22 protein-coding genes and 2 riboswitches are annotated in these 24,756 nt (G+C 66.9%); of the genes, 15 read left to right on the forward strand and 7 right to left on the reverse strand.

The features are described from left to right. Positions 1-2: 2 nt before the first annotated feature. Both BLP88_RS00215 and trxB read right to left on the reverse strand, forming a co-directional pair. Positions 3-1,043 carry an iron ABC transporter substrate-binding protein gene (locus BLP88_RS00215; protein WP_074585990.1) on the reverse strand — a complete coding sequence of 347 codons (1,041 nt, stop codon included), beginning with the start codon at positions 1,041-1,043 and terminating at the stop codon, positions 3-5. A 166-nt stretch (positions 1,044-1,209) separates the two neighbouring features. Continuing rightward, positions 1,210-2,187, reverse strand: a complete 978-nt coding sequence (gene trxB / locus BLP88_RS00220; RefSeq protein WP_074585991.1) for a thioredoxin-disulfide reductase — start codon at positions 2,185-2,187, stop codon at positions 1,210-1,212. A gap of 59 nt (positions 2,188-2,246) precedes the next feature. Between trxB and BLP88_RS00225 the strand changes: the two genes are divergently transcribed. The 9 genes from BLP88_RS00225 to BLP88_RS00265 all read left to right on the forward strand — a co-directional run bounded on the left by BLP88_RS00225 (position 2,247) and on the right by BLP88_RS00265 (position 14,141). Continuing rightward, the gene (locus BLP88_RS00225) at positions 2,247-2,789 is read left to right on the forward strand and encodes a TetR/AcrR family transcriptional regulator (RefSeq protein WP_074586567.1); all 543 of its coding nucleotides are present in this window, start codon (positions 2,247-2,249) and stop codon (positions 2,787-2,789) included. Between the two features lie 137 nt (positions 2,790-2,926). Then, positions 2,927-3,025, forward strand: a riboswitch (glycine riboswitch). Between the two features lies 1 nt (position 3,026). Continuing rightward, a riboswitch (glycine riboswitch) is annotated at positions 3,027-3,130 on the forward strand. A gap of 52 nt (positions 3,131-3,182) precedes the next feature. Beyond that, entirely contained in the window at positions 3,183-6,038 is a 2,856-nt protein-coding gene (gene gcvP, locus BLP88_RS00230; protein ID WP_074585992.1) for an aminomethyl-transferring glycine dehydrogenase, read from the forward strand. Between the two features lie 25 nt (positions 6,039-6,063). Then, positions 6,064-7,182: a glycine cleavage system aminomethyltransferase GcvT gene (gene gcvT / locus BLP88_RS00235; RefSeq protein WP_074585993.1), complete on the forward strand. Its 1,119-nt coding sequence runs from the start codon at positions 6,064-6,066 to the stop codon at positions 7,180-7,182. Between the two features lie 44 nt (positions 7,183-7,226). After that, entirely contained in the window at positions 7,227-7,610 is a 384-nt protein-coding gene (gcvH, locus tag BLP88_RS00240; RefSeq protein WP_074585994.1) for a glycine cleavage system protein GcvH, read from the forward strand. Next, positions 7,607-8,929: a serine hydroxymethyltransferase gene (gene glyA, locus BLP88_RS00245; protein ID WP_074585995.1), complete on the forward strand. Its 1,323-nt coding sequence runs from the start codon at positions 7,607-7,609 to the stop codon at positions 8,927-8,929. The genes gcvH and glyA overlap by 4 nt, the downstream gene beginning before the upstream one ends. A gap of 192 nt (positions 8,930-9,121) precedes the next feature. Further along, positions 9,122-10,537, forward strand: coding sequence for an L-serine ammonia-lyase (locus BLP88_RS00250; protein WP_074585996.1), 1,416 nt, complete (start codon positions 9,122-9,124; stop codon positions 10,535-10,537). Between the two features lie 56 nt (positions 10,538-10,593). After that, a complete protein-coding gene (locus BLP88_RS00255; RefSeq protein ID WP_074585997.1) occupies positions 10,594-11,415 on the forward strand; it encodes a DNA/RNA non-specific endonuclease in 822 nt (273 codons plus the stop codon). A 78-nt stretch (positions 11,416-11,493) separates the two neighbouring features. Beyond that, the gene (locus tag BLP88_RS00260; protein WP_175453456.1) at positions 11,494-12,576 is read left to right on the forward strand and encodes a lipid II:glycine glycyltransferase FemX; all 1,083 of its coding nucleotides are present in this window, start codon (positions 11,494-11,496) and stop codon (positions 12,574-12,576) included. Positions 12,577-12,641: 65 nt separating this feature from the next. Next, on the forward strand, positions 12,642-14,141 hold the full coding sequence (locus BLP88_RS00265; RefSeq protein WP_074585998.1) for a threonine/serine exporter family protein: 1,500 nt from the start codon (positions 12,642-12,644) through the stop codon (positions 14,139-14,141). 28 nt (positions 14,142-14,169) lie between these two features. Here BLP88_RS00265 and BLP88_RS00270 read toward each other — a convergent pair whose 3' ends face one another. Together BLP88_RS00270 and BLP88_RS00275 are read right to left on the reverse strand one after the other, a co-directional pair. Continuing rightward, a complete protein-coding gene (locus tag BLP88_RS00270) occupies positions 14,170-15,012 on the reverse strand; it encodes a siderophore-interacting protein (protein WP_074585999.1) in 843 nt (280 codons plus the stop codon). Positions 15,013-15,114: 102 nt separating this feature from the next. Further along, entirely contained in the window at positions 15,115-15,882 is a 768-nt protein-coding gene (locus tag BLP88_RS00275; RefSeq protein ID WP_074586000.1) for a uracil-DNA glycosylase, read from the reverse strand. Positions 15,883-15,999: 117 nt separating this feature from the next. Between BLP88_RS00275 and BLP88_RS00280 the strand changes: the two genes are divergently transcribed. From BLP88_RS00280 to BLP88_RS00305, 6 genes are all read left to right on the forward strand, one after another. Further along, complete coding sequence (locus BLP88_RS00280) at positions 16,000-16,335, forward strand: DUF3263 domain-containing protein (RefSeq protein WP_074586001.1); 336 nt, start codon at positions 16,000-16,002, stop codon at positions 16,333-16,335. 60 nt (positions 16,336-16,395) lie between these two features. Continuing rightward, positions 16,396-17,004: a LytR C-terminal domain-containing protein gene (locus tag BLP88_RS00285; protein WP_074586002.1), complete on the forward strand. Its 609-nt coding sequence runs from the start codon at positions 16,396-16,398 to the stop codon at positions 17,002-17,004. Positions 17,005-17,137: 133 nt separating this feature from the next. Next, positions 17,138-17,341, forward strand: coding sequence for a cold-shock protein (locus BLP88_RS00290; RefSeq protein WP_074586003.1), 204 nt, complete (start codon positions 17,138-17,140; stop codon positions 17,339-17,341). Further along, positions 17,341-18,633: an ABC transporter substrate-binding protein gene (locus tag BLP88_RS00295; RefSeq protein ID WP_245679718.1), complete on the forward strand. Its 1,293-nt coding sequence runs from the start codon at positions 17,341-17,343 to the stop codon at positions 18,631-18,633. The genes BLP88_RS00290 and BLP88_RS00295 overlap by 1 nt, the downstream gene beginning before the upstream one ends. A 300-nt stretch (positions 18,634-18,933) precedes the next feature. Beyond that, entirely contained in the window at positions 18,934-20,562 is a 1,629-nt protein-coding gene (groL, locus tag BLP88_RS00300; protein WP_074586005.1) for a chaperonin GroEL, read from the forward strand. A 175-nt stretch (positions 20,563-20,737) separates the two neighbouring features. Next, entirely contained in the window at positions 20,738-21,775 is a 1,038-nt protein-coding gene (locus BLP88_RS00305) for a ribonuclease HI family protein (protein ID WP_074586006.1), read from the forward strand. Between the two features lie 203 nt (positions 21,776-21,978). Here BLP88_RS00305 and BLP88_RS00310 read toward each other — a convergent pair whose 3' ends face one another. The 3 genes from BLP88_RS00310 to BLP88_RS00320 form a co-directional block, all read right to left on the reverse strand. After that, positions 21,979-22,269 carry a WXG100 family type VII secretion target gene (locus BLP88_RS00310; protein ID WP_074586007.1) on the reverse strand — a complete coding sequence of 97 codons (291 nt, stop codon included), beginning with the start codon at positions 22,267-22,269 and terminating at the stop codon, positions 21,979-21,981. A gap of 198 nt (positions 22,270-22,467) precedes the next feature. After that, positions 22,468-23,922: a sensor histidine kinase gene (locus BLP88_RS00315; protein WP_074586570.1), complete on the reverse strand. Its 1,455-nt coding sequence runs from the start codon at positions 23,920-23,922 to the stop codon at positions 22,468-22,470. Between the two features lie 56 nt (positions 23,923-23,978). After that, on the reverse strand, positions 23,979-24,689 hold the full coding sequence (locus tag BLP88_RS00320) for a response regulator transcription factor (protein WP_074586008.1): 711 nt from the start codon (positions 24,687-24,689) through the stop codon (positions 23,979-23,981). Positions 24,690-24,756: the final 67 nt, after the last annotated feature.

The following is a 24,756-nucleotide window of genomic DNA, read 5'->3' on the forward strand; positions in this document are numbered from 1 at the left end:
AATTAGAGGAGCCCCGCCTCGGTCATCATGTCGGTGACCTTCTTGGAGTTCAGCTTGGCCGGATCAACGGTGGGAACCTCGAGCTCCTTGATCGGGACCAGCTTGCTGTTGGCGTCAACGCCGGAGGCGATGGAGTACTCGAAGGAGGTGCCGTCGCGGAGGATTTCCTGGCCCTTCTTGCCGGTGATGAACTTCAGGAAGGCCTGGGCCTTTTCGGCGTTCTTCGAGGACTTCAGCACGCCGCCGCCGGAGATCGACAGGAACGCCCCGGGATCCTGGTTCTTGAAGTAGTACGGCGTGACGTTGTTGGAGTTCTCGCCCGTGTTGGCCTGGTCGCCGTAGTAGTAATAGTGGTAGATCAGAGCGGAGTCGATCTCGCCGGAGTTGACGGCCTTCATGGCCGTCCGGTTGCCCTTGTACTCCCGGGCGTTTTCCTTCATGCCCTTGAGCCATTCCTTGGTGACCGCCTCGCCCTTGAGCTCGAGGAGGGCCGAGACGATGGCCTGGAAGTCAGCGCCCGAGGTGGAGGCAGACCACTTGCCCTTCCACTCCGGCTTGGCCAGATCCAGCATGGACTTGGGCAGTTCGTCCTCGCTGATCTTGTTCTTGTCGTACACGAACAGCGTGGAGCGGGCGGCGATGCCGGTCCATTTGCCCGTGGAAGGGCGGAAGCCGGCGGGAACCTGGGCGAGGGTGGCCTTGTCGACGTCGGCGAAAAGCCCGGCGTTCTCCACCTGCGCCATGGCGGGGGAGTTCTCCGTCAGGAACACGTCGGCGGGGGACGCGGCGCCTTCCTGGATGATCTGGTTGGACATCTCGGTGTCCGAGCCCTGGCGCAGCGTGACGGTGATGCCCGTTTCCTTGGTGAACTCCTCGATCCATTCCTTGGTGAGGCTTTCGTGCTGCGCGTTGTAGACCGTGATGTCGGTGGGACCCGCAGGGCTGCTGTTTTCCGCGGAGGGAGTGGTACCGCCGCAGGCGGCCAGGCTGAGGGCGGCGGCCGCGGCAAGGGCGATGCCGGCCAGCGCGTTCTTGCGGATCATGGATGCTACTTTCTGCGAACAGGAGCCGGTGGGCTACGGGGCCAAGGTGGCTGCAGGAAATTAGGGTAGCCAAACCTTTGGACCCATCAAGCATGCCGCAAGTTCGCCGGAATCGCACATATTAAGCAAGACCGGTGTGACGTAAATGGCGGTTGGGCTGGCCGGCTCAGGAATGCGTGGGCTCTTCCACCAGTGCCGTGGCGATGCTGTCCGCGTCCTCCAGGGCCGCGAGGTAGCGTTCGGCGTCCAGGGCCGCGGCGCATCCGCTGCCCGCGGCGGTGATGGCCTGCCGGTAGCGGTGGTCAACGGCGTCCCCGCAGGCAAAGACGCCCCGCAGGTTGGTGACGGTGGTGGGCGAGTCCACCTTGATGTAGCCCTCGGCATCCAGCTCCACCTGGCCGGTGAGCAGCTCGGTGCGCGGGACGTGGCCGATCGCCACGAAAATGCCCGTGGCCGCGTGCTCCCTTTTCTCGCCGCTGCGGGTGTCGCCCAGGGTGACGCCGGTGACCTTGGCGTTGCCGTGGATCGCGGTGACGGCGGAGTTCCAGGCGAAGCTGATCTTCGGGTTGTCCTTGGCGCGCTGGGCCATGATCCGGGACGCGCGCAGTTCGCCGCGGCGCACGACGACGGTCACGGACTTCGCGAAGCGGGTCAGGAACGTGGCTTCCTCCATGGCGGAGTCGCCGCCGCCCACCACGATGATGTCCTGTTCCCGGAAGAAGAACCCGTCGCAGGTGGCGCACCAGGAGACCCCGTGGCCGCTGAGCCTCTTCTCTTCCGGCAGGCCAAGCTCCTTGTACGCCGAGCCGGTGGCGAGGATGACGGCAGGCGCTTCGTGGGTCTCCCCGGCGCCGGTGACCACACGCTTGAGGTGTCCCGTCAACTCAACGGACGTGGCGTCGTCGAACACTATCTTCGCGCCAAACTTCTCCGCCTGTTCCTGGAGCCCATCCATCAGCTCGGGGCCCTGGATCCCGCCCGGGAAGCCCGGGAAGTTCTCCACCTCGGTGGTGTTCATCAGCGCGCCGCCGGCGGTGACGGAACCGGCGATGACCAGCGGTTCCAGCCCGGCGCGGGCAGCATAGATGGCGGCGGTATAGCCGGCAGGGCCGGACCCGATGATGATCAGCTGTTCGGTGCTCATGGTGCCAGTGGAGCAAGAACCGGGCTTCCGATCAAGGGTTGTGGGGGATGATGGAGACCATGCCGCGTAAACCTGTTGCCCGGGACGCCGTCCTGGATGCCTTCGAAGCTGTCCTGATCGACGAAGGGGAGCGGGCCGCGACCCTGGACGCCGTGGCCAGGCGCGCCGGCGTGTCCAAGGGCGGTTTGCTCTACCACTTCCCGAACAAGGAAGCGATGATCGGCGCCCTCCTCGAACGCCTGGACCTCTTGGCCGAGACGGAGATCGACGCGATGAAGTCCGCTCCGGAAGGAGCCGCCGCCTACTTCATCAAGTCATCGCTCTGGGCCGACACACCCATGGACCGGGTGTTCGTTGCGGCGACCCGGCTGGCCGAAGTGGCCCACGAGGAGACCCGCCGCCGCTTCGCCGGCATCCAGCAGCAGTGGCTGGACGTGCTCGCCGAAGAGATCGGAACGGACCTGGCCAAGGCGGTCCGGTACATGGGCGACGGGCTCTACTTCAATGCGATGTTCGAAAGCGGCCACGGCGACGCCGCCGCCCGGCGGCAGGCCGACGTCGATGCCCTGCTCGCCGCCGTCGAGATCCTCCGCAAGGGCTGAGCAGGCCGAGGACGGCTGCCCCGTCACGGCGGACGCGGAATACATTTGCGAACAGGTCCGCTCCATAGGACAATTGAGCCTTGTGGCAACCATCACCGGCTGCTGCACGTAGCAAGACACATAAGTGAATACGCCTCTGATCTGCGGCGGGAGAGTCCTGCAGACATGTGATGCAGGCGCCGTAGGAGCAAATCCTCCCCAGGAATCTCTCAGGCCCCATGTACCGCCGCAGCAAGGCAACTCTGGAAAGCAGTCCGCTGTCCCCTCGGGACAAAGGGCTCACCGACGGTGCAAGCAGTCATTTCTGCGGAATCTCTCAGGTCCAAGACAGAGTGGGGAGGAACCCAATCACTGTGGCGTACCCAGCGCCCCCTTCGTCAATGGAGTTCCTTCGTGACTGTTAGTTCAGCATCAACCACTTTCGTGGATCGCCATATCGGCGCACGCCGCCAAGCCGATATCGACCACATGCTCAAGACCGTCGGTTATGACACCGTCGACTCGCTCGTGGACACCGCCGTTCCCAACGACATCCGCCAGGAATCCGCCCTCTCCCTCGGGAAAGCCCTGAGCGAGGTTGAGGTGCTGGCCGAGCTGCGCCGGCTCGCCGCCAAGAACAAGACCGCCGTGCAAATGATCGGCCAGGGCTACTACGACACCGTGACGCCTCCGGTGATCCGCCGCAACATCCTCGAAGCACCGGCCTGGTACACCGCCTACACCCCGTACCAGCCGGAAATCTCCCAGGGCCGCCTCGAAGCCCTGCTGAACTTCCAGACCATGGTGGAAGACCTCACCGGCCTGCCCATCGCCAACGCCTCACTCCTCGACGAAGCCACCGCCGTCGCCGAGGCCGTGCTGCTCATGCGCCGCGCCAACAAGAACAAGGCCGCAGCCGCCGGCAAGACCGTCGTGGATGCGGATGTCCTGCCGCAGACCATCGCGATCGTGCAGGGCCGCGCCGAGGCGCTCGGTTTCGAGGTCGAGGTCGCCGACCTTTCCCAGGGCCTGCCCGACGGCGACATCAACGGCATCGTCCTGCAGCAGCCCGGCGTGTCCGGCCGGGTCTGGGACCAGACCGCCGTCATCGCCGCCGCCAAGGAACGCGGTGCCCTCGTCACCGTCGCCGCCGACCTGCTGGCGCTGACCCTCATCACCCCTCCGGGTGAACAGGGCGCGGACATCGCCGTCGGCACCGCCCAGCGCTTCGGCGTCCCGCTGTTCTTCGGCGGCCCGCACGCCGCCTACATGGCAGTGCACAAGGGCCTCGAGCGCCAGCTTCCGGGCCGCATCGTGGGCGTGTCCAAGGACAACGCCGGCGTTCCGGCCTACCGCCTGGCCCTGCAGACCCGCGAGCAACACATCCGCCGCGAGAAGGCCACCTCCAACATCTGCACCGCACAGGCGCTGCTGGCCATCACCGCCTCGATGTACGCCGTCTACCACGGCCCCGACGGACTGAAGGCCATCGCCGAAACCGTGCACGCCAACGCCCGCTCCCTGGCCGCCACCCTGCAGGCCGCCGGCCGCGAACTGGTCAGCGAGTCCTTCTTCGACACCATCACCGTCAAGGTGCCGGGCAAGGCCGGGCAGGTCATCTCCGCCGCCGAAGCCCGCGGCATCAACCTCCGCCGCATCGACGCTGACACCGTGGGCGTCTCCGTGGATGAAACCACGACGCCGGAGGTGCTCTCCGCCGTCGCCGTCGCCTTCGGTGCCGGCCCGGTTGTTCCTGACGCGTCCGCGCTCGAGCTGCCCGCCGCCGTCGTGCGCAGCTCCGACTACCTGCAGCACCCGGTGTTCAACACCCACCGCTCGGAAACCCAGCTGCTGCGCTACATCCGCAAGCTCTCGGACCGCGACCTGGCGCTGGACCGCACCATGATCCCGCTGGGCTCCTGCACCATGAAGCTGAACGCCACCGCCGAAATGGAAGCCATCTCCTGGCCGGAATTCGCCTCGATCCACCCCTTCGCCCCGGAATCCCAGACCGCCGGCTGGCGTGAACTGATCGAAGGCCTGGAAGCGGACCTGTCCACCATCACCGGCTACGACCAGGTCTCCATCCAGCCCAACGCCGGCTCCCAGGGCGAACTCGCCGGCCTGCTGGCCATCCGCGGCTACCACCACTCCCGCGGCGACGAACAGCGCAACGTGTGCCTCATCCCGGCGTCGGCCCACGGCACCAACGCCGCGTCCGCCGTCCTGGCCGGCATGAAGGTCGTGGTGGTCGCCACCACCCCCGATGGCCTGATCGACCACGATGACCTGCAGGCCAAGATCGATGCCAACAAGGACGTGCTGTCCTGCATCATGATCACCTACCCGTCCACCCACGGCGTGTACGACGGCGACGTCCGCGAAGTCTGCGACGCCGTCCACGCGGCCGGCGGCCAGGTGTACGTCGACGGCGCGAACCTCAACGCCCTCGTCGGTCTGGCCCAGCCCGGCAAGTTCGGCGGCGACGTCTCGCACCTGAACCTGCACAAGACCTTCTGCATCCCGCACGGCGGCGGCGGCCCGGGCGTGGGCCCGGTGGCGGCCAAGGCGCACCTGGCTCCGTTCATGCCCGGCGACGCCACCAAGTCCGCGCACGAGGAAGGCCACGGCGTGGCGATCTCCGCCTCCCGCTACGGCTCCGCCGGCGTGCTGCCGATTTCCTGGGCCTACGTGAAGCTCATGGGCGGTGAAGGCCTCACCGAAGCCACCAAGTCCGCGCTGCTGGCCGCCAACTACGTGGCCGCCCGCCTCAACGAGTACTTCCCGGTCCTGTACACCGGCGAAGGCGGGCTCGTGGCCCACGAGTGCATCCTGGACCTGCGCGAACTCACCGCACGCACCGGCGTCACCGCCGAAGACGTGGCCAAGCGGCTCATCGACTTCGGCTTCCACGCACCCACGCTCGCGTTCCCGGTGGCTGGCACCCTGATGGTCGAACCCACCGAGTCCGAGGACCTGGGTGAGATCGACCGCTTCATCGAGGCCATGATCACCATCCGCGCCGAGATCGAGCAGGTCGCCAACGGCGACTTCACGGTGGAGGACTCGCCGCTGCGCAACGCACCGCACACCGCGGCCGCCGTCGTCGCTACGGACTGGAAGCGCGAATACCCGCGCGAGCAGGCCGTCTTCCCGGTCAAGTCGCTCAAGCAGGACAAATACTTCCCGCCGGTCGGACGCATCGACGGTGCCGCAGGCGACCGCAACCTGGTTTGCGCCTGCCCGCCCATCGAAGAGTTCGAGAACTAAGCCGGAAGCGCAAAAGGACATTCACATGAGCAAACACACTGCCCTTTACGGCACGCACGAGGCACTCGGGGCTTCCTTCACGGACTTCGGCGGCTGGCAGATGCCGCTGAAGTACACCTCCGAACTGGCCGAGCACCACGCCGTCCGCCAGGCCGCCGGCCTCTTCGACCTCTCCCACATGGGCGAGGTCTGGGTCACCGGCCCGGATGCCGGCGCGTTCCTGGACTACGCCCTGGTGGGCAAGCTGTCCGCCGTCGTGGACGGGAAAGCGAAGTACTCGCTGATCTGCAACCCCGACGGCGGCATCATCGACGACCTCATCACCTACCGGTTCGGTGCGGAGAAGTACCTCGTGGTCCCCAACGCGGGCAACGCACCGACCGTCGCGGCGGAACTGGCCAAGCGGGCGGAAGGTTTCGACGTCGTGGTGGAGGACGCTTCCGATGCCACCTCCCTGATCGCCGTGCAGGGCCCGAACGCCGAGGCGATCCTGCTCAAGCTCACGGGCGACTCCCAGCATGAGCTGGTCACCGGGCTGAAGTACTACGCCTTCAACGAGGTCACCGTGGCCGGCCACGACGTCATCGTGGCCCGCACCGGCTACACCGGCGAGGACGGCTTCGAGCTGTTCCTGCCCAACGAGGAAGCCGCCGCCCTGTGGGCCTCGATCACCGAGGCCGGCGCCGGGCTGGGCCTGATCCCGTGCGGCCTGGCGTGCCGCGACTCGCTGCGCCTGGAAGCCGGCATGCCGCTCTACGGCAACGAACTCTCCCTGGAAGGCAACCCCTTTGCCGCGGGCTTCGGCCAGGTGGTGGCCCTGTCCAAGGAAGGCGACTTCGTCGGCAAGGAGGCACTCGCTGCGCTCAAGGCCTCTGGGGCGGGCAGCACGTCCGGCCGGCGCCTGGTGGGCCTGAAGGGCCTGGGCCGGCGTGCCGCCCGCGGCCACTACCCGGTGTTGAAGGACGGTGCCGTGATCGGTGAGGTGACCTCCGGCCAGCCGTCGCCGACCCTCGGCTACCCGGTGGCGCTGGCGTATGTCGACGTCGAGCATTCCGCCATCGGAACCGCACTGGAAGCGGACCTGCGCGGCAAGGCAGAGCCCTTCGAAGTCGTCGCGCTGCCGTTCTACAAGCGCGCCAAGTAGACCCAATTTAGACCACCACGAGTTTCGAACATAAAGGAAAGAACATGGCAAAAGTTGTAGCTGGACTCCAGTACTCGGAGGAACACGAATGGGTTGCCCGCGAAGACGGCAACGTTGTGTCCGTGGGGATCTCCGCCGTGGCCACTGACGCCCTCGGCGACATCGTCTACGTCGACCTGCCCGAGGTCGGCTCCACCGTGACCGCCGGCGAAACCTGCGGCGAGGTCGAGTCCACCAAGTCCGTCTCGGACCTGTACTCCCCGGTGACCGGCGAGGTCACGGAACTGAACACCACCGCCGTCGACGACCCCGCCGTCATCAACAGCGACCCTTACGGCTCCGGCTGGCTCTTCAAGGTGGCCGCCGTGTCCGACGGCCCGCTGCTCTCCGCCGAAGAATACGCAGCCAAGAACGGAGGCGAACTGTGAGCGCCGCAGCAGGAACCACCGCTTTCGAGCAGGTCGTGTCCCCGTCCCTCGACGCCCTGCTGTCCGAGCTGGACCCGGAAATCGCCGCGAAGATCGACGACGAACTGGGCCGCCAGCGTGGTGGCCTGGAAATGATCGCCTCGGAGAACCACACCGCCGTGGCCGTGATGCAGGCGCAGGGCTCGGTCCTGACCAACAAGTACGCCGAAGGCTACCCGGGCAAGCGCTACTACGGCGGCTGCGAGCACGTGGATGTCATCGAGCAGCTCGCGATCGACCGCGTCAAGGCCCTTTTCGGCGCCGAATACGCCAACGTCCAGCCGCACTCCGGTGCGCAGGCCAATGCTTCCGTGATGCACGCCCTCATCAAGCCCGGCGACACCATCATGGGCCTGAACCTGGCCCACGGCGGCCACCTGACCCACGGCATGCGCATCAACTTCTCCGGCAAGCTGTACAACGTGGTGCCCTACGGCGTGCGCGAAGACACCCACACCGTGGACATGGCCGAGGTCGAGGCACTGGCCCTGGAGCACAAGCCGGCCCTGATCGTCGCCGGCTGGTCCGCCTACTCCCGCCAGCTGGACTTCGCCGAGTTCCGCCGGATCGCGGACCTGGTGGGCGCCTACCTGATGGTGGACATGGCGCACTTCGCCGGCCTCGTCGCGGCAGGCCTGCACCCGAGCCCGGTTCCGCACGCCCACGTCACCACCTCCACCACGCATAAGACCCTCGCCGGTCCGCGCGGCGGCATCATCCTGAGCAACGACGCCGAGATCGCCAAGAAGATCAACAGCGCCGTCTTCCCGGGTCAGCAGGGCGGCCCGCTGGAGCACGTGATCGCAGGCAAGGCCGTGGCCTTCAAGATCGCCGCGTCCGAGGAGTTCAAGGAGCGCCAGGCACGCGTGCTGGCCGGTTCCCGGATCCTGGCCGAGCGCCTGGTCCAGCCGGACGTCGTGGCCAAAGGCATCTCCGTGGTGTCCGGCGGCACCGACGTGCACCTGGTGCTCGTGGACCTGCGCAACTGTGAACTCGACGGCCAGCAGGCCGAGGACCGGCTCGCCGCGATCGACATCACCGTCAACCGCAACGCCGTGCCCTTCGACCCGCGCCCGCCGATGGTCACCTCCGGCCTGCGGATCGGCACGCCGGCACTGGCCACCCGCGGTTTCGGCGAAGTTGCCTTCCGCGAAGTGGCCGACATCATCGCCGAAGCGCTAATCGCCGAACCCGGCGCAGACCTCTCCGGCCTGCGCCATCGCGTCGAAGCCCTGGCCGAAGCGCACCCGCTCTACCCGGCTGTCGCCAACCTCGGCTGACAGCCAACCACCTTCCAAGCCAACAGCATGCCGTTCCACACGACGTGCTGTTGGCAACCGTTGGGGCCGGTATCCGGAAGCGTGCGTCCAAGGGAGCATCACGTCCGCGCAGCGGGCGTCTTTGCGACCGAGCACGCGGAGGATGCCGGTTCCAACGGAACCCGAGAAGTAACCATCTAGTTAGGAACCGACATGGCTGTTGGCGTCTTTGACCTCTTTACCGTGGGCCTTGGCCCTTCGAGCTCCCACACCGTGGGGCCGATGCGGGCTGCCGCGGTGTTCGCGGAGGAACTGAAGGAAAGCGGCACCCTTGCAAAGGCCGCCTCCCTGCGGGTGGACCTGTACGGCTCGCTCGCCGCGACCGGGCACGGCCACGGGACAATGACGGCCATCCTACTGGGCCTGGAGGGCTACTACCCCGAGGTGATCCTGCCGGAGGAGGTGGAGGAGCGCCTGGCCGCGATCGCCGAGACCGGCACACTGCACCTGGCCGGTTCCCAGGAACCCGACGGCGGCGTGGCCCTGCCGTACGGCGTATCCGACATGGTGCTGCGCCCGCTCACCGTGCTTCCCCGCCATACCAACGGCATGACCTTCACCGTCAGCGATGCCGACGGCGAGGTGCTGCACGCTGCCACGTTCTTTTCCGTGGGCGGCGGCTTCATCGTGCGCGAAGGGGAAGAGGACGCGGCGCAGAAGGAACTGGACGAGTCCAAGCAGGAACTCCCGCTCCCGTTTCGCACCGCCGCCGAACTCCTCGGCTTCTGCGCCTCCAAGGGGCTGGGCATTTCCGAAATCATGCTCCTCAACGAGCTCGCCTCCCGCTCCGAGGAGGAAATCCGTGAAGGCCTGCTGCACATCTGGTCCGTCATGGAAGGCTGCGTCCAAAAGTCCATCAAGCGCGAAGGCGTGCTTCCCGGCGGACTGAAGGTCCGCCGTCGGGCCCCCGACTGGCACGAGCGCCTCCTCAAGGAGGACAAGGACAACGACCCCAAGTACTGGCAGGAATGGGTCAACCTGATCGCCCTGGCCGTGAACGAGGAGAACGCCTCGGGCGGCCGGGTCGTCACAGCGCCCACCAACGGCGCCGCGGGTATCATCCCGGCCGTGCTCTACTACGCCCTGCACTTCGCCCCGGGCATGGACAAGGCCAGCCAGGAGGACCGCGACGATGTGGTCGTGAAGTTCCTGCTGGCGGCCGGCGCCGTTGGCGTGCTCTACAAGGAACAGGCCTCCATTTCCGGGGCAGAAGTGGGTTGCCAGGGCGAGGTCGGTTCGGCGTCGTCCATGGCTGCGGCCGGCCTGGCGGAGGTCATGGGCGGCACCCCGGCGCAGGTGGAAAACGCCGCCGAAATCGCCATGGAGCACAACCTGGGCCTTACGTGCGACCCCATCGGCGGCCTGGTGCAGATCCCGTGCATCGAACGCAACGCGATTGCCGCGGCGAAGGCCATCAACGCCGCCAAGATGGCCCTATGGGGCGATGGCTCGCACCGGGTCTCCCTGGATGAGGTCATCGTCACCATGCGGGAAACCGGCAAGGACATGAGCTCCAAGTACAAGGAAACCGCGATGGGCGGCCTGGCCGTCAACGTTGTGGAGTGCTGAGGCTGTTTGCTGTCTGACCCCTGTTTATCGTCAGGGGTGGGTGCCATGCTTTTCCCATGAGCTGGGGATATGACAGCGGGTTCCTGCGGGCCGGCCTTGAGCTGCCCGTCGCGTCGGTAGAGACGGTCCTTTTGGACTACACGCATTTTTCGGTGCGCTTGCGCCCTGACCGCAAACTGGCGGCCATTGTCGGGGTGAACATCAATGGCCGCGAACTGGATCCGCTGGCGCGCGAAGGGACGTGGCATTTCGATCCCCGGGTGCCCAAGGAGCAGCAGGCCGGGCCGGAGGTGTACAAGAACAACGCCTTCGACCGCGGGCACCTGGTGCGCCGGCTGGATCCGGTGTGGGGCGATGCCGTCACCGCCAAGAAGGCGAACCAGGACACCTTCGCGTTCACCAACGCGGCGCCGCAGATCGATGACTTCAACCAGGGCAAGGAGCTCTGGGTCGGCCTTGAGGACCACGTGCTGGGGCATGCCGACACTTTCGATGCCCGGCTGAGCGTCTTCACCGGTCCGGTCTTCCGGGACGACGATCCGCCGTACCGGGGTGTCCAGGTGCCCCGGAAGTTCTGGAAGATCGCCGCGTGGACCAACGACGCCGAGCTCGGTGCCGTGGGTTTTGTGGTGGACCAGACGTCCTTGCTCGACAAAGTGGAGCTGGAGAAGGCCACCCGGAGGCGACTGCTGGAGGACGAGCCGCCGCCGCTTGGCCCGTTCCGGACCTTCCAGGTGCCCATCCAGGACATCGCCGACCTGACGGGACTGCCCTTGGACGGGCTGGTCGACGCCGACCGCCTGGCCCGCGGGCAGCGCGCCCTGGGGGAGAAGCCCAAGGCCGTCTACCTGGAGAGCGCGGACCAGATCAGGCTGTAGGCGGGACGCCCGGCGGGCGGCGTCGTCGGGTGCCGATAGACTTGTGGCTGCGCTTCTCCTGCACGCGACTGATTGGACATGGCCCCCTTGCGAGAATTCACCGCCCGCTTTGCCACTGCCGAGGAAATTGCCAACTGGGACGCCTTGGTGACAGCCAACCCGAACGGCGGAAACCTCCTGCAGTCCGAGGCCTTCGCCGAGGTGAAGCAGCACTACGGTTGGAAGCCGCTGCACCTGGTCTACGAGGGCCCGGACTACACCAGCTACAACCTGGTCCTGGAAAAGTCCTTCCCGGTCCTGGGCAAGCTCTGGTACCTCATCAAGGGACCGGACGTTGCCGAGGTAGCGGACATCGCGGGCATCGTCCGGGCCAACGCCGAATTCGTCAAGCGCACCAAGGCCGGTGTGTTCGCGATCAAGATCGAACCGGACATCGTGCTCTCGGACGAAGCCCGCACGGCCATCGAGGCCACCGGACTGGTGAAGACCCCCAACCTGCAGCCGAACGACTCGACCGCCCTGCTGGACATTTCCCCGGACGAACAGCCCCTGCTGCGTACCCTCCACTCCCGCGGCCGCAACGCCGTGCGCCGGGCCATCCGCGAAGGCGTTGAGGTGCTCAACGTGGACCCCACGGAGGAGAACTTCCGCGCCATGTACGGGCTCATGACCAACACGGTGGAAGCCAAGTCCCAGGTGCGGGTCCGTGAATACGACTACTACAGCCGTTTCTGGACCAACTTCATCAAGCGCGACCAGGGCCGGCTGTTGTTCGTTTACGAAAACGGTGTCCCCTCCGTGGGAGCCTTCGTGATCAACTACGGCCGCAAAGGCACCTACAAGGACGGCGGTTCCCTGCAGAAGCGCAGCCAGTACGGTGACTCGCACCTGGTGCAGTGGACCGCCATCAATCAGGTCAAGGAATTGGGCTGCACCGAGTACGACTTCTGCGGCACGCCCCCGGCGGACAAGGTCAAGGACAGTTCCCATCCGTTCCACGGCCTCGGGCTGTTCAAGACCAGCTTCAGCAAAACGGTCACGGATTTCGTGGGCTGCTACGACCAGGTGCTCAACCCCCTGATGTACAAGCTCTGGACCGTGGCCGGCGAGCGGATCGCCCGCCAGCTCTACACGCGCCGCACGGGCCAGCAGTTCTACTAGAATCGCAGGAGCAGCACCTGCCGCTTGGCCCGTTGACGGCCGCCGTTTTTGGAGGAAGTACCCGCGTGACCGACCGCCCTGACCACCAGTCGGCTGCAGGCAACAGGCCCCAGACGGACGGGCTGCCCAAGACGCAGCCCATCCGCCCCTCCCAGGTGCAGCAGAACATCAACGCCAGGCGGATGCTCCGGCGCCTCGTGCAGGGCGAGAACCCGCCGACGGCGCCGCTGAACATCGTGGACCGGCTCGCCGGCAGCCCCTACGCGAACCCCACCATCCAGGTGGGCGGGGTGGACGCCTCCGCCCGGAAGACCATCGACTTCGCGCTGCACCTGGCCGAGACGATGTTCCGTTACGGTGCCGGTGCCCTCGAAGTGGAGACCAGCATCATCGCGGTCACCGCATCGCTGGGCCTGAAGTACATCGAGGTGGACATCACCAACCAGTCGGTGGCCATCAACTACTCGCCCAAGGACCAGACCCCCGTCACCCTGATTCGGGTGGTGCGCTCCTGGACCAACAACTACGCCGGGTTGGCGCAGGTGCACCAGCTGGTGACGGACATCGTGGCCGGCGGCGTCGGCAGGGACGAAGCCGTCCGGCGCCTGAATGACATCATCCGCAAGAGCAAACCCTTCCCGCGCTGGATGGTCACCGTGGCGTTTGGTGTCTTCGCGGCGGCCTTCGTGGGCGTGCTGGGCGGAGGGCCGGGCGCTTCCGCGCTGGCCTTCGCCTCCAACCTGCTGGTGAGCCTGCTCGCCCGGCAGCTTGGCCGCTGGCGGACCCCGGACTTCTACGTGACGGCCGCCTGCGCCTTCCTGGTGACCTTCATTGCCGTCATGCTGCGGTGGGCCGGCGCGGACATTGCGCCGTCGATCGTGGTGGCTGGAGGCATCCTCCTGCTCTTGCCCACGGGGCGGCTTGTTTCCTCGGTGCAGGACGCCATCAACGGCTTCCCGGTGACGGCGGCCGGGCGTTTCCTCTCCACGATCCTCACGTTCGGCGCAATCGTGGCCGGTATCGCCATCGCCCTCGTCCTGGGTGACCGCCTGGGTACCGGGGCCATCGACGTCACCCAGACCTTCCCGGACGCCTATCCCTTGTGGGCGCAAGCGCTCCTGATCGGCGTCGCCGTGCTGGCCATCGGCATCACCGAGCAGACCCAGCTCAAATTGCTGGTCCCCACAGCAGCCGTCGGACTCGTGGGGTTCTTTGTGCTGTGGGGCGCCTCGTATGTGGGCATGGGGAACCGCTTGTCCCCGGCCCTGTCAGCGGTGGTGATCGGCTTGCTGGCCCGCATCGTGGCGCTGAGGCTTGGCGCTCCGCAGTTGGTGGTGGCCGTTCCGGCGGCGCTGATCCTCCTGCCGGGCCTGACAATATTCCGTTCCATGTATGTCCTGACCCTTGAGGAAGCGGACATCCTGGCCGGCTTCGGCGGCATGCTCAACGCCGGTGCGATCGTCCTGGCCACGGCGGCCGGCATCGTCCTCGGCGACAACCTGGCGCGCCCGCTGACGAAGAACCTCGCCAGCAACGAGCGCCGCCGCATCCGCCGCCGGCGCTAGGGGATCCGGGCGCCAGAGGTCCCGGCCGTTAGAGGATCTGGCCGACGGGAAGCTTCTTTTCGGCCTGGAACTGGTCTTCCACCCTGCCCTGAGCCCAGTAACCGGAGAGCGACACCTGGCCGCGCTCCAATTCATGCTCGCGGAAGAATATGTCGCGCAGGCCCTTCATGTAGCCGCGCTCCCCGTGGGCGAACACGTGGACCCGGCCCGGCAGCCAATCGGCGTCGCGCACGGCGTCCAGCAGCACGGAACCCGACCCGGCAGGCACGCCCTCGCGGAAGAGCCAGGAGAGTTCGACGCCGGCGGGCGCCTTGATCTCAAGGACATCCCGTTCGCTGTCCACCTCGAGGAACGCCAGGCCGCGGGCATCGGCGGGGAGGGATTCGATCGACGCGGCGATGGCGGGCAGGGCGGCGTCATCGCCGGCGAAGAGGTGCCAGTCGGCGTCGGGGTCCGGGTTGTAGGCACCGCCCGGCCCGGTGAAGACCAGGCTGTCGCCAGGCTGCGCCTGCAGGGCCCACGGACCGGCGAGGCCCTCGTCGCCGTGGACCACAAAGTCGATCGCCAGTTCCTGCGCCTCCTCGTCCACCAGGCGAATGGTGTAGGTGCGGGTGTAGGGCCATTGCTCGCGGGGCATGGTTTCGCGGATCCGCCACAGGTCCAGCGGCTCCTCGTAGGCGACGTCCGGCTGCGGGAAGACGATCTTGACGTAACGGTCCACGAAGTCATTGTTCGCGTAGTCCGCGAATCCCGGGCCGCCGGCGATGATCCGCACCATGTGCGGCGAAAGCTGTTCGGTGCGCAGCACGGTCAGGTTGACCTGCGGGCGGGACGTGCGGTTGGCGGAGGAAGCGGCCGGGAGGAAAGTCACATAGCTAAGCCTAAGCTAAGTCGCTGTGGCCCATGCGAACCAAGCGTTCTTCCGGGGGCCCCGACGCGAGCTTGCGAGCGTTGGGAAGGGACCTACGCGGCGCTAAGGCCTCGCAGGCAGCTCCCAATTGACCGGGCCTGCTCCCTGTTGGGCCAGCAGTTCGTTGGCCCGGCTGAAAGGCCGCGAGCCGAAGAAACCACGGGACGCGGACAGCGGGCTCGGGTGCGCGGACGAGATCGACGGCGTCCCGTCAAGGAGCGGCTGCACCGCCGCGGCGTCTTTGCCCCAGAGAATGGCGACCAGCGGCTTCCGCTTCCCGTCCGGAGCGAGGCGGTTCACGACGGCGGTGACGGCCGCCGTCGTGATGGCTTCCCAGCCTTTGCCCCGGTGGGATCCGGCGGCTCCTGCGGCGACGCTCAGCACCCGGTTCAGCAGCAGGACCCCTTCCCGGCTCCACGCGCTGAGATCGCCGTGGGTGCGCGGCGGCAGTCCGAGGTCGGTCTCCATTTCGCGGTAGATGTTCGCCAGGCTCCGGGGGAGGGGGCTGGTACGTCCCGAGACGGCGAAGGAAAGCCCGATCGGGTGGCCAGGCGTAGGGTAGGGGTCCTGGCCCAGGATCAACACCTTGACCCCGGCAAGCGGCTGGCGGAAAGCGCGCAGCAGGTCCGCGGCGGCGGGCAGGACTTCGGTGCCCCGGGCCGCCTCGGACGCGACGAAACCCAGCACCTCGCGCAGTTCCCGATCCACGGGAGCCAGCGCGGCGGCCCAGTCCGGCGCCACGAGCCCGGACAGCGGCAGATTGCGAAGCTCCTCGAAATCCGCTGAGCTGCTTCCGGTTTCCAATTCAAACAATGCGTCGTCGCTACCCACGGCTCCATTCTTCCCGTGCAGGGTCTGCCGGTGAAACGGCCCGGCTAAATGACACTGCTGTTATTCGCCCGTTACCATGGGGAGGGATTGTGTAGCCAAGCGTCGAAGGAGTGTGCCGTGGCAGAGCCCGCGCAGGAACCCATGGCGCCCGGAGCCGACGGGTGGGCGCTGGATGAGCTCACCGCGGGGGTCCGCAGCGACTCCCCGCTCGGTGCGCGCGAACAGCAGATGCTGGCCCTGGAACGCCAGTGGTGGAAGTACGCAGGCGCCAAGGAACAGGCCATCCGCGAACTGTTCGATCTCTCCGCCACGCATTACTACCAGCTCCTCAACGCCCTCATTGACTCGGAGGAGGCGCTGGCGCACGACCCCATGCTAGTGAAGAGATTGCGTAGACTACGTACGTCACGGCAGCGCGCCCGCACGGCCCGCCGCCTCGGATCTGACGCTTGAGCCACGGCGCTTGGGTGCAGGGCTGATTCCAGCAGCAAGCAGCAAGGACACCGCTTCATCATGACCAAATTCGCCCGCGATGAATTCGACCGTGTGCCGCAGAACTCCTCGCGCCAGGGCGTCCACCGCGTTGTCACGCCGCCTTCCCGCCCGGCCCTGTGGCCGGTCCTGGTCCTCGGCGCCCTGGCATTGGTGGTCGGCCTGACGGCCTTCCTGGTCCTGCCCAAATCCGCCCCTTCGGCCTCGCGGGGCCCGTCCGCGACGCAGGCGCCGTCCGCGCAGCAAAGCCCGTCCGGCTCGGCCTCCGCCAGCCAGTCTCCCAGCGCCAGCCCAACGCCGGGCGCCGGCCAAACGCCCAGCACCACCCCGTCCCCGACGCCGGGTGCGGACACCGTGGACAAGACCACCCCGGTGGCTGTCTACAACGGCGCCGGGGTCAGCGGCCTCGCGGCCCGGGTGTCCACCACCGTCCAGAACGACGGCTGGACGCTCTCCGACGTCGGGAACTGGAGCGGTGTACCCCAGCAGGGGTCCGCGATCTTCTACAACGGCCCGGAACAGAAAGGCAACGCGGAGGCCCTTGGCAAGCTCCTGGGCATCAGCGAACTGCTCGACACTGCGCAGTACCAGGTGCCGGTGGTCGTCGTCCTCGGGCCCGGCTACAACTGACCCGGTTACGCCTGAATAACATTGGTCCCTGACACCGCCCTGACGGCTCCCCGCAGCGGTGACCTTGGTTACAGTAGGTGGAAGCCGCTCCGGAGATCCCGGACACGGCACGCGAATTGAAAGTGTGGGGAACATGGCTTTGGGGACCGTCAAATGGTTCAACGCCGAAAAAGGGTACGGCTTCATCACCGTCGATGACACCGGGGACGACGTCTTTGTGCACTGGTCCGCCATCCAGATGGACGGCTTCCGTGCCCTTGAAGAGGGCCAGCGGGTGGAATTCGAACTCGGCGAAGGCCAGAAAGGTCCGCAGGCCGAGAGCGTCCGGTTGATCTAGTGCCATTGACGCTCCGCTGGCGTTCCGCGGCCCTGGCCCTTGTGCCGGGACTCATTCTCGCCATTTCGGCGTGTGCGGCGCCGAGCGGCAACGCCCGCCTGGATTCCGTGGAGGCCAGCGGCGACGGCACCCTGAGGATCGGCCTGATCCTGGACAACACCGGCGAGTCCGCGTTCCTGAACCCCTCGCAGCTTGCTGCGGCGAAACTCGCCGTCGCGCAGATCAACGCCGCCGGCGGGCACAAGGGCCAGCCGGTGGAACTGCTCCCGGCGGACGTCGGAGCCGATGCCGCCGAATTCACCCGCGACGCCGGAGCGCAGGCGCGGTCCCTGCTGGACGCCCGTGCCGACGTCGTGATCGGACCCAGCGATTCGAGCCACGCACCGGCCGTGATCGACGTCCTTTCCCGTGCCAAGGTGCCGGTGATCTCGCCGGCCAACACGGCCACCGTGCTGAGCGGCTACAAGAGCGGCGGATACTACTTCCGCACCGCGGCGGCCGACTCCGCCCAGGGAAGCGTATTGGCGAAGCTTGCCCACGAGGGCGGGGCCGGACGGCTTGCCGTGATGCACGAGGACACCGGCTACGGCAAGGACGTTGCCGTAGCCGTGGCGGACGCCGCCCGGCGGCTTGGCCTGGAAGTCCTGCCGACGGCCGGCTTCGCCGAGGGCAAAGCCGGGTCCGCGGTGGCGGCGTTCAAGGACGCGGCGCCGGACGCCGTCGTCGTGGTTGCCCGGCGTGGCGCTCAAGCGGCCCTCGCCGAACTGCTCAACGCGGGAATCTCGGGAAAGAAGCTGCTGCTCAGCGACGGCGCCGTCCGCCAGTATGGCGGCGAACTGGGCGCCCGCGGACTGGACGGTGCCCGCGGCGTGCTGCCCGGGGTTTTCCCGGGGACCGATTTCCAGAACGCGCTGGTGGGGACCGACCCAGGGCTGAAGGACCTGACGTTCGCGGCCGAGGCGTTTGACGCCGTGAACCTTGCGGCCGTTGCCGCCGCTGCTGCAGAGGACGACGGCGGAGCATCCATCGCCGCGCTCCTCACCACGGTGTCCGGCGGAGTCCGGCCCCAGGATGCCGGAACGGAGGAGCGGGCCGCCTGCGGCAGCTACCGGGCATGCATGGAAGTCCTCGAGGCCGGCAAGACGCCGGATTACGAGGGCGAATCCGGTGCCATAGGCTTCGACGCCAACGGCGACATCACCTCCGCGAATTACATGGTTTTCGGCTATGGCCCGGACAACAGGGCCACGATGGAGGGCAAGGAAACGGCCACGCGCGCACCGGCGTCCTGAACTGCGGATGATCACCGCTGGCGAACACGGGCCCGGCGGGCACCGTCCGGCCCGCCGCCTGCTTGCACTCTCCCCGGGTGAGTGCTAATTATTGACTTAGCACTCACTGGCATTGACTGCTAATCCTTCGCCGGTTCCGGCCGTCGAAGGGGCCGCAGTGGCCAGGAGGATCAAGAAAACCTTGTTGAGGTGAGGTCCAGACTGCGCGGCATACAGAGGCCGCAAGGAAACGGGCCGTCCGTCGCGGGCACCCCTTCAAGGCACCTTCTTATCGACTGTCCCGAAAGGACTACCGCCGTTATGGCCAAGATCATTGCATTTGATGAAGAGGCACGCCGCGGTCTCGAGCGGGGTCTGAACACCCTCGCCGACGCCGTCAAGGTCACCCTCGGCCCGCGTGGCCGCAACGTCGTCCTGGAAAAGAAGTGGGGCGCCCCCACGATCACCAACGATGGTGTTTCCATCGCCAAGGAGATCGAACTCGACGACCCGTACGAGAAGATCGGCGCCGAGCTGGTCAAGGAAGTTGCCAAGAAGACGGATGACGTCGCTGGCGACGGCACCACCACGGCTACGGTGCTCGCCCAGGCCCTGGTCAAGGAAGGCCTGCGCAACGTTGCTGCCGGCGCCGACCCGCTGTCCCTCAAGCGCGGCATCGAGAAGGCTGTTGACGCCGTCATCGCCGAACTGCTGAACTCCGCCAAGGAAATCGAGACCAAGGAAGAGATCGCCGCCACCGCATCGATCTCCGCCGGCGACTCCGAAATCGGCAGCCTCATCGCCGAAGCCCTGGACAAGGTGGGCAAGGAAGGTGTCATCACCGTCGAGGAGTCCAACACCTTCGGCCTGGAGCTGGAGCTCACCGAGGGCATGCGCTTCGACAAGGGTTACATCTCCGCTTACTTCGTCACCGACGCAGAGCGCCAGGAAACGGTCCTCGAAGACCCGTACATCCTGATCGTCAACTCGAAGATCTCCAACGTGAAGGAACTCGTCACGGTCCTGGAGAAGGTCATGCAGTCCAACAAGCCGCTGCTGATCATCGCCGAAGACATCGAGGGCGAGGCCCTGGCCACCCTGATCGTCAACAAGATCCGTGGCACCTTCAAGTCCGTCGCCGTCAAGGCTCCGGGCTTCGGTGACCGCCGCAAGGCCCAGCTCGCCGACATCGCCATCCTCACCGGTGGCCAGGTCATCTCCTCCGAGGTCGGCCTCTCCCTGGAGAACGCCAGCCTCGAACTGCTGGGCCAGGCCCGCAAGGTTGTTGTCACCAAGGACGAGACCACCATCGTCGAAGGTGCCGGCGACGCCGAGCAGATCGCCGGCCGCGTGGCCCAGATCCGCGCCGAGATCGAGAACTCCGACTCCGACTACGACCGTGAGAAGCTGCAGGAGCGCCTGGCCAAGCTGGCCGGCGGCGTTGCAGTCATCAAGGCCGGTGCCGCAACCGAAGTTGAGCTCAAGGAACGCAAGCACCGCATCGAGGACGCCGTCCGCAACGCGAAGGCTGCCGTTGAAGAAGGCATCGTCGCCGGTGGTGGCGTTGCCCTCATCCAGGCCGGTGCCAAGGCATTCGCCAACCTGCAGCTCGAAGGCGACGAAGCAACCGGCGCCAACATCGTCAAGGTTGCCATCGACGCTCCGCTGAAGCAGATCGCCTTCAACGCCGGCCTCGAGCCCGGCGTCGTGGTCGACAAGGTCCGCGGCCTGCCTTCCGGCCACGGCCTGAACGCTGCCACCAGCGTTTACGAGGACCTGCTGGCCGCCGGTGTCAACGACCCGGTCAAGGTCACCCGCTCTGCCCTGCAGAACGCTGCCTCCATCGCCGGTCTGTTCCTGACCACCGAGGCCGTTGTTGCCGACAAGCCTGAGAAGGCTGCCCCGGCAGGCCCCGGCGCCGACGAGATGGGCGGCATGGGCGGCTTCTAAGCGCTCAGCCACTCCGTGTTACGACGACGGCGGTCTCCACTTCGGTGGAGGCCGCCGTTGGCGTTTCCCGGCGTTTCCCTCTGCCCATGTCCGCGGCCTTCGCCCGTATTCCCGGGAGTGGGGACTCCAGCGCTGCCGGGTTTCGCTGTCTGTCCCGTCTGGCAGGATTGAAGGCATGACGATTATTGCTGCCGCCGACGGCTCCGCCCTCGGCAATCCCGGGCCTGCCGGCTGGGCCTGGTACATTGACGACTCCTGTTGGCAGGCAGGGGGCTGGCCGCACGGCACCAACAACCAGGGCGAACTGATGGCGGTGCTGGATCTCTTCCGCTCCACCGCCCACCTGCCGCAGGAAGACCTCCGGATCCTGTGCGACAGCCAGTACGTCATCAACTGCATCACCAAATGGATGCCCGGCTGGAAGCGGAAAGGCTGGCGCAAGGCCGACGGCAAGCCGGTGCTCAACGTGGACCTGCTCAAAGAAATCGACCAGGCCATCGTGGGCCGCAGGTACACCTTCGAATGGGTCAAGGGGCATGCGGGCCACGACCTCAACGAAGCCGCGGACGAGCGCGCCCGGGCCGTGGCCTTGGCGTACCAGCAGGGAAGCCCGGCGCCGGTAGGCCCAGGCTTCCCTGGCGCCCTGCAGCCCGTGGCGGCAGGCGGCGCATCAACGCCCACCGCGGCACCGGGCTCCGCAGCCGGTGCACCAGCCCCCGCAGCACCTCCAGCCCCCACAGCACCTCCAGCCCCCACACGCGCGGCGACTGGCCAGTTGCACGCGGAGCCGGCCCTTTTCGGGGAGTCCGGCATCTTCGGGCAGGCCGACCTCTTCAGCGAACTCGACGACGAAATCCTGCCCTCCGGCGGTCCTCCGGCCGAGGACGTGGTGCTTGCCCTGGAACGGGAACTCCTGCGCCCTGACGTGCGGGCGGACATCGGCAGGATCGGCGTCCTGCTGCACCCTGATTTCGCCGAGATCGGCAGCTCCGGCCGCTACTGGACGAGGGACGCGATGCTGATGGCCCTCGAGGAAGATCCCGGAGAAGCCATCGAGGTGGAGCTCCTGAGCGCCGACCGTCTCAGCGAAAACTCCATGCTGCTCAACTACCGCAGCCTGTCGCGTTCGGGTGCCTCCCTGCGCAGTTCGCTCTGGCTGCTCGACCGCGGCCAGTGGCGCCTCCGCTTCCACCAGGGAACGCCCGAGAACTAGCACCGAGGCACGCCCGAGAACTAGAACATGCGGCCGGGGCGAGAACCAGAACATGCGGCCGCGGGCGATGTGAAACTGCGGGGCCGGCCTGGGGGATGGCCCGGCCCCGCAGAGCTTGCGCGGGCGGAGGTGCAGCGGCTGGGAGCGTGAACTGCCCGGGAGCTGAAACGCCCAGTAGCTGCACTGCCCAGTGGCTGAATGGCCTAGTAGCTGAACCTCTGGGTGTTCCCCTGCTCGGTCTGCAGGTAGGCGGCAGCCGCCGTCGACAGCGCGAGGTTGATGGAGGCCAGTGATGCTTCCACCTTGTTTTGCGTCAGTGTCCATTCGGCAATGAGGCTCTGGAAATTGGTGGCAGCCGTGCCTTTCCACGTGGCATCGAGTTCATCCAGCCCGCGCTTCATGGCCTGGACGTCTGCCCTGATTCGGTCCTCCGTCGCCTTGACGTTGGTTGACTTCAACTGGAGCAATTCGGTATCGACGGAAATGACGCTCATGGCGTTGCCTTTCGACTCTGGCGGGTCCGCTAATGCGGCTGGCTGTGGTCCACGCCAACGAGCCTAGGGCCGGCTATGGCGGCCCTCCAGAGCCCAGGGCCGTTATGTGGACAGAGTCGTTATGTGGACAGCGCCGTTATGTGGACAACTCCATTACCGCGGTCGAACAGGGGCACCACACGGGGGGTGACGGGCGGGTCAGGATGCGGTTCCCGCAGCCGCGTCCGCTGCATTCTTGCCCTCGCCGGCGCCCTGCCCGGCAGGACCCCGGCCGGCCGGCCCGCTGGCTGTGGGGAGGCTGACCACCAAGGTGGCCCCGCCGCCGTCGGTGTCTTCCACCCGCACTGTCCCGCCGTGCGAGGTGATGATTGCCGAAACAATTGCCAGTCCCAGTCCGCTGCCGCCGGTTTCGCGGGTCCGCGAAGTATCGGCGCGGTAGAAGCGTTCGAAGATCCGCGACCGCTCCTCCACAGGGACACCCGCGCCGTGGTCCCGCACTTCCAGGACCGAGAAATCCCCGCCCTCCGTGCGGCGGACGCCGACGCCGATCTCCACCGGGCTGCCCTCGGGAGTGTAGCGGAGCGCGTTGCCCACCAGGTTGCCCAGCACTTGCCGGAGCTTCGCCTCATCGCCCAGTACTGGAGCCGCCGTGGCCGGTCCGCCGTCGATCCCGGTGAGCGAGAACGCCCGCCCGGGCGAATTCGCCAGGGAGTCCACCACGGCGTCGTTCGCCAGCAGTCGCAGGTCCACCGGGTGCAGCTGCAGCGGCCGCTGTTCGTCCAGGCGGGCGAGCATCAGCAGGTCCTCGACCATGGACCCCATGCGCTTGGCTTCGCTTTCGATCCGGCCCATCGCCGTCCCGACGTCCTCGGGCGTGGCCAGGGCGCCATGGCGGTACAGCTCCGAGAAACCGCGGATGGTGACCAGGGGAGTGCGCAGCTCATGCGAGGCATCAGCCGCGAAGCGACGCATCCGCGCCTCCGAGGCGGCTCTCGCCGCAAACGATCTTTCGATGTGGGCAAGCATTGCGTTCAAGGATGCGCTCAGCCGGCCCACCTCCGTTGCGGGGTTTTCGATGTCGACGCGGCGGGACAGGTCGCCCGCCGCGATGGCGGCCGCTGTCTTCTCCACGCGCACCAAGGGCCGGAAGGACCGGCCCACCGTCCAGGTGGCGATGAAGAAGGCCAGCACCAGCGTCAGCAGCCCGACGCCGACCACCACCAGGGTGGCGTGCTCCATGACCTTGTCCACCGGGGTCAGCGGCAGCCCCACGACCACCACCGCGTTCTGCCCCGTACTGGTATCGACGACGGCGACCGCGACGACGCGCCAGTTGTTACCGTCCGTGCCGCGCACCTGGAACGGCTGCAGCCCGTAGGACCGGGCGGCCTCCGGGGTGATGCTCTCGATATCCGGGTGGATGTCCTTGTTGCCCCCGAAGGGGTACGGCGGACTGCCCGGGCTCAGGAGCATCAGGGAGTAGTCGGTGGGGACGGCCGGGTTGGGTTCGGAGAGCTTGTCGAAGGAACGCTGCTGGCGAGCGATTTCGACGGCGGTGCGCAGCTTGTCATCCACCTGGTCCTGCAGGTAGCTGCGCACCAGGGTCAGGGTTCCGGCGCCCGTTGCGGCCAGCGCCAGAAGCAGCAGGCCCATGATGATGGCCACGAGCTGCGACTTCAGCGAAGCCGACTTCCAACGATCGCTCAAGGTCAGCGCTTCTCCGCCGTCCGCAGCACGTAGCCCACGCCGCGCTTGGTCTGGATAAGGCCTGCCGAATCGGGGTCAATGTCCACCTTGCGGCGCAGGTAGGAAATGTAGGACTCCACGATCGACGCGTCGCCGTTGAAGTCGTATTCCCAGACATGGTCCAGGATCTGCGCCTTGGAAAGCACCCGGTTCGGGTTGAGCATCAGGTAGCGGAGCAGCTTGAACTCGGTGGGCGACAGCTCGATCACGGTGCCGCCGCGGCGGACCTCGTGCGCGTCGTCGTCGAGCTCCAGGTCATCCACCCGGATCACCGCGTCGTCATCCTCCATCGGCTGCGTCCGCCGCAGCACGGCACGGATCCGCGCCACCACCTCGTCGAGGCTGAAGGGCTTGGTGACATAGTCATCCCCGCCGACCGTGAGGCCGGTGACCTTGTCCTCGGTGTCATCCTTGGCAGTCAGGAACAAGACCGGGAAGTGTTTGCCGGACGCCCGCAGGCGCCGCGTCACGGTAAATCCGTCCATGTCCGGAAGCATGACGTCCAGGACCACAAGATCGGGAGCATGCTGCTCGACGGCGGCCAGCGCCTCGCGTCCGTTCGCTGCGGCGACGACGTCGAAGCCCGCGAACCGCAGCGATGTGGAAAGCAGTTCCCGGATGTTGGGTTCGTCATCGACAACGAGGAGCTTGGCTTCAGGACCGTTTTTCTTCATGCATTCATGGTCCTCCCAGTAACTGTGTGTTTGCTGGAAGCTTGTTGGGAGAAATATCCAGGTGGCG

Origin of the sequence: Arthrobacter cupressi, assembly GCF_900099975.1 — a bacterium.
GTDB classification, from domain to species: domain Bacteria; phylum Actinomycetota; class Actinomycetes; order Actinomycetales; family Micrococcaceae; genus Arthrobacter; species Arthrobacter cupressi.

Bases quoted from the DNA above. Each gene is read 5' to 3' on its own strand.
- BLP88_RS00260 (WP_175453456.1), top strand. From the start codon at position 11,494: ATGGCCCCCTTGCGAGAATTCACCGCCCGCTTTGCCACTGCCGAGGAA.
- groL (WP_074586005.1), top strand. From the start codon at position 18,934: ATGGCCAAGATCATTGCATTTGATGAAGAGGCACGCCGCGGTCTCGAG.
- trxB (WP_074585991.1), bottom strand. From the start codon at position 2,187: ATGAGCACCGAACAGCTGATCATCATCGGGTCCGGCCCTGCCGGCTAT.
- BLP88_RS00255 (WP_074585997.1), top strand. From the start codon at position 10,594: ATGAGCTGGGGATATGACAGCGGGTTCCTGCGGGCCGGCCTTGAGCTG.
- BLP88_RS00310 (WP_074586007.1), bottom strand. From the start codon at position 22,269: ATGAGCGTCATTTCCGTCGATACCGAATTGCTCCAGTTGAAGTCAACC.
- BLP88_RS00315 (WP_074586570.1), bottom strand. From the start codon at position 23,922: ATGGGCCTGCTGCTTCTGGCGCTGGCCGCAACGGGCGCCGGAACCCTG.
- BLP88_RS00250 (WP_074585996.1), top strand. From the start codon at position 9,122: ATGGCTGTTGGCGTCTTTGACCTCTTTACCGTGGGCCTTGGCCCTTCG.
- BLP88_RS00320 (WP_074586008.1), bottom strand. From the start codon at position 24,689: ATGAAGAAAAACGGTCCTGAAGCCAAGCTCCTCGTTGTCGATGACGAA.
- BLP88_RS00225 (WP_074586567.1), top strand. From the start codon at position 2,247: ATGCCGCGTAAACCTGTTGCCCGGGACGCCGTCCTGGATGCCTTCGAA.
- gcvT (WP_074585993.1), top strand. From the start codon at position 6,064: ATGAGCAAACACACTGCCCTTTACGGCACGCACGAGGCACTCGGGGCT.
- BLP88_RS00285 (WP_074586002.1), top strand. From the start codon at position 16,396: ATGACCAAATTCGCCCGCGATGAATTCGACCGTGTGCCGCAGAACTCC.
- BLP88_RS00290 (WP_074586003.1), top strand. From the start codon at position 17,138: ATGGCTTTGGGGACCGTCAAATGGTTCAACGCCGAAAAAGGGTACGGC.
- BLP88_RS00305 (WP_074586006.1), top strand. From the start codon at position 20,738: ATGACGATTATTGCTGCCGCCGACGGCTCCGCCCTCGGCAATCCCGGG.
- BLP88_RS00215 (WP_074585990.1), bottom strand. From the start codon at position 1,043: ATGATCCGCAAGAACGCGCTGGCCGGCATCGCCCTTGCCGCGGCCGCC.
- gcvH (WP_074585994.1), top strand. From the start codon at position 7,227: ATGGCAAAAGTTGTAGCTGGACTCCAGTACTCGGAGGAACACGAATGG.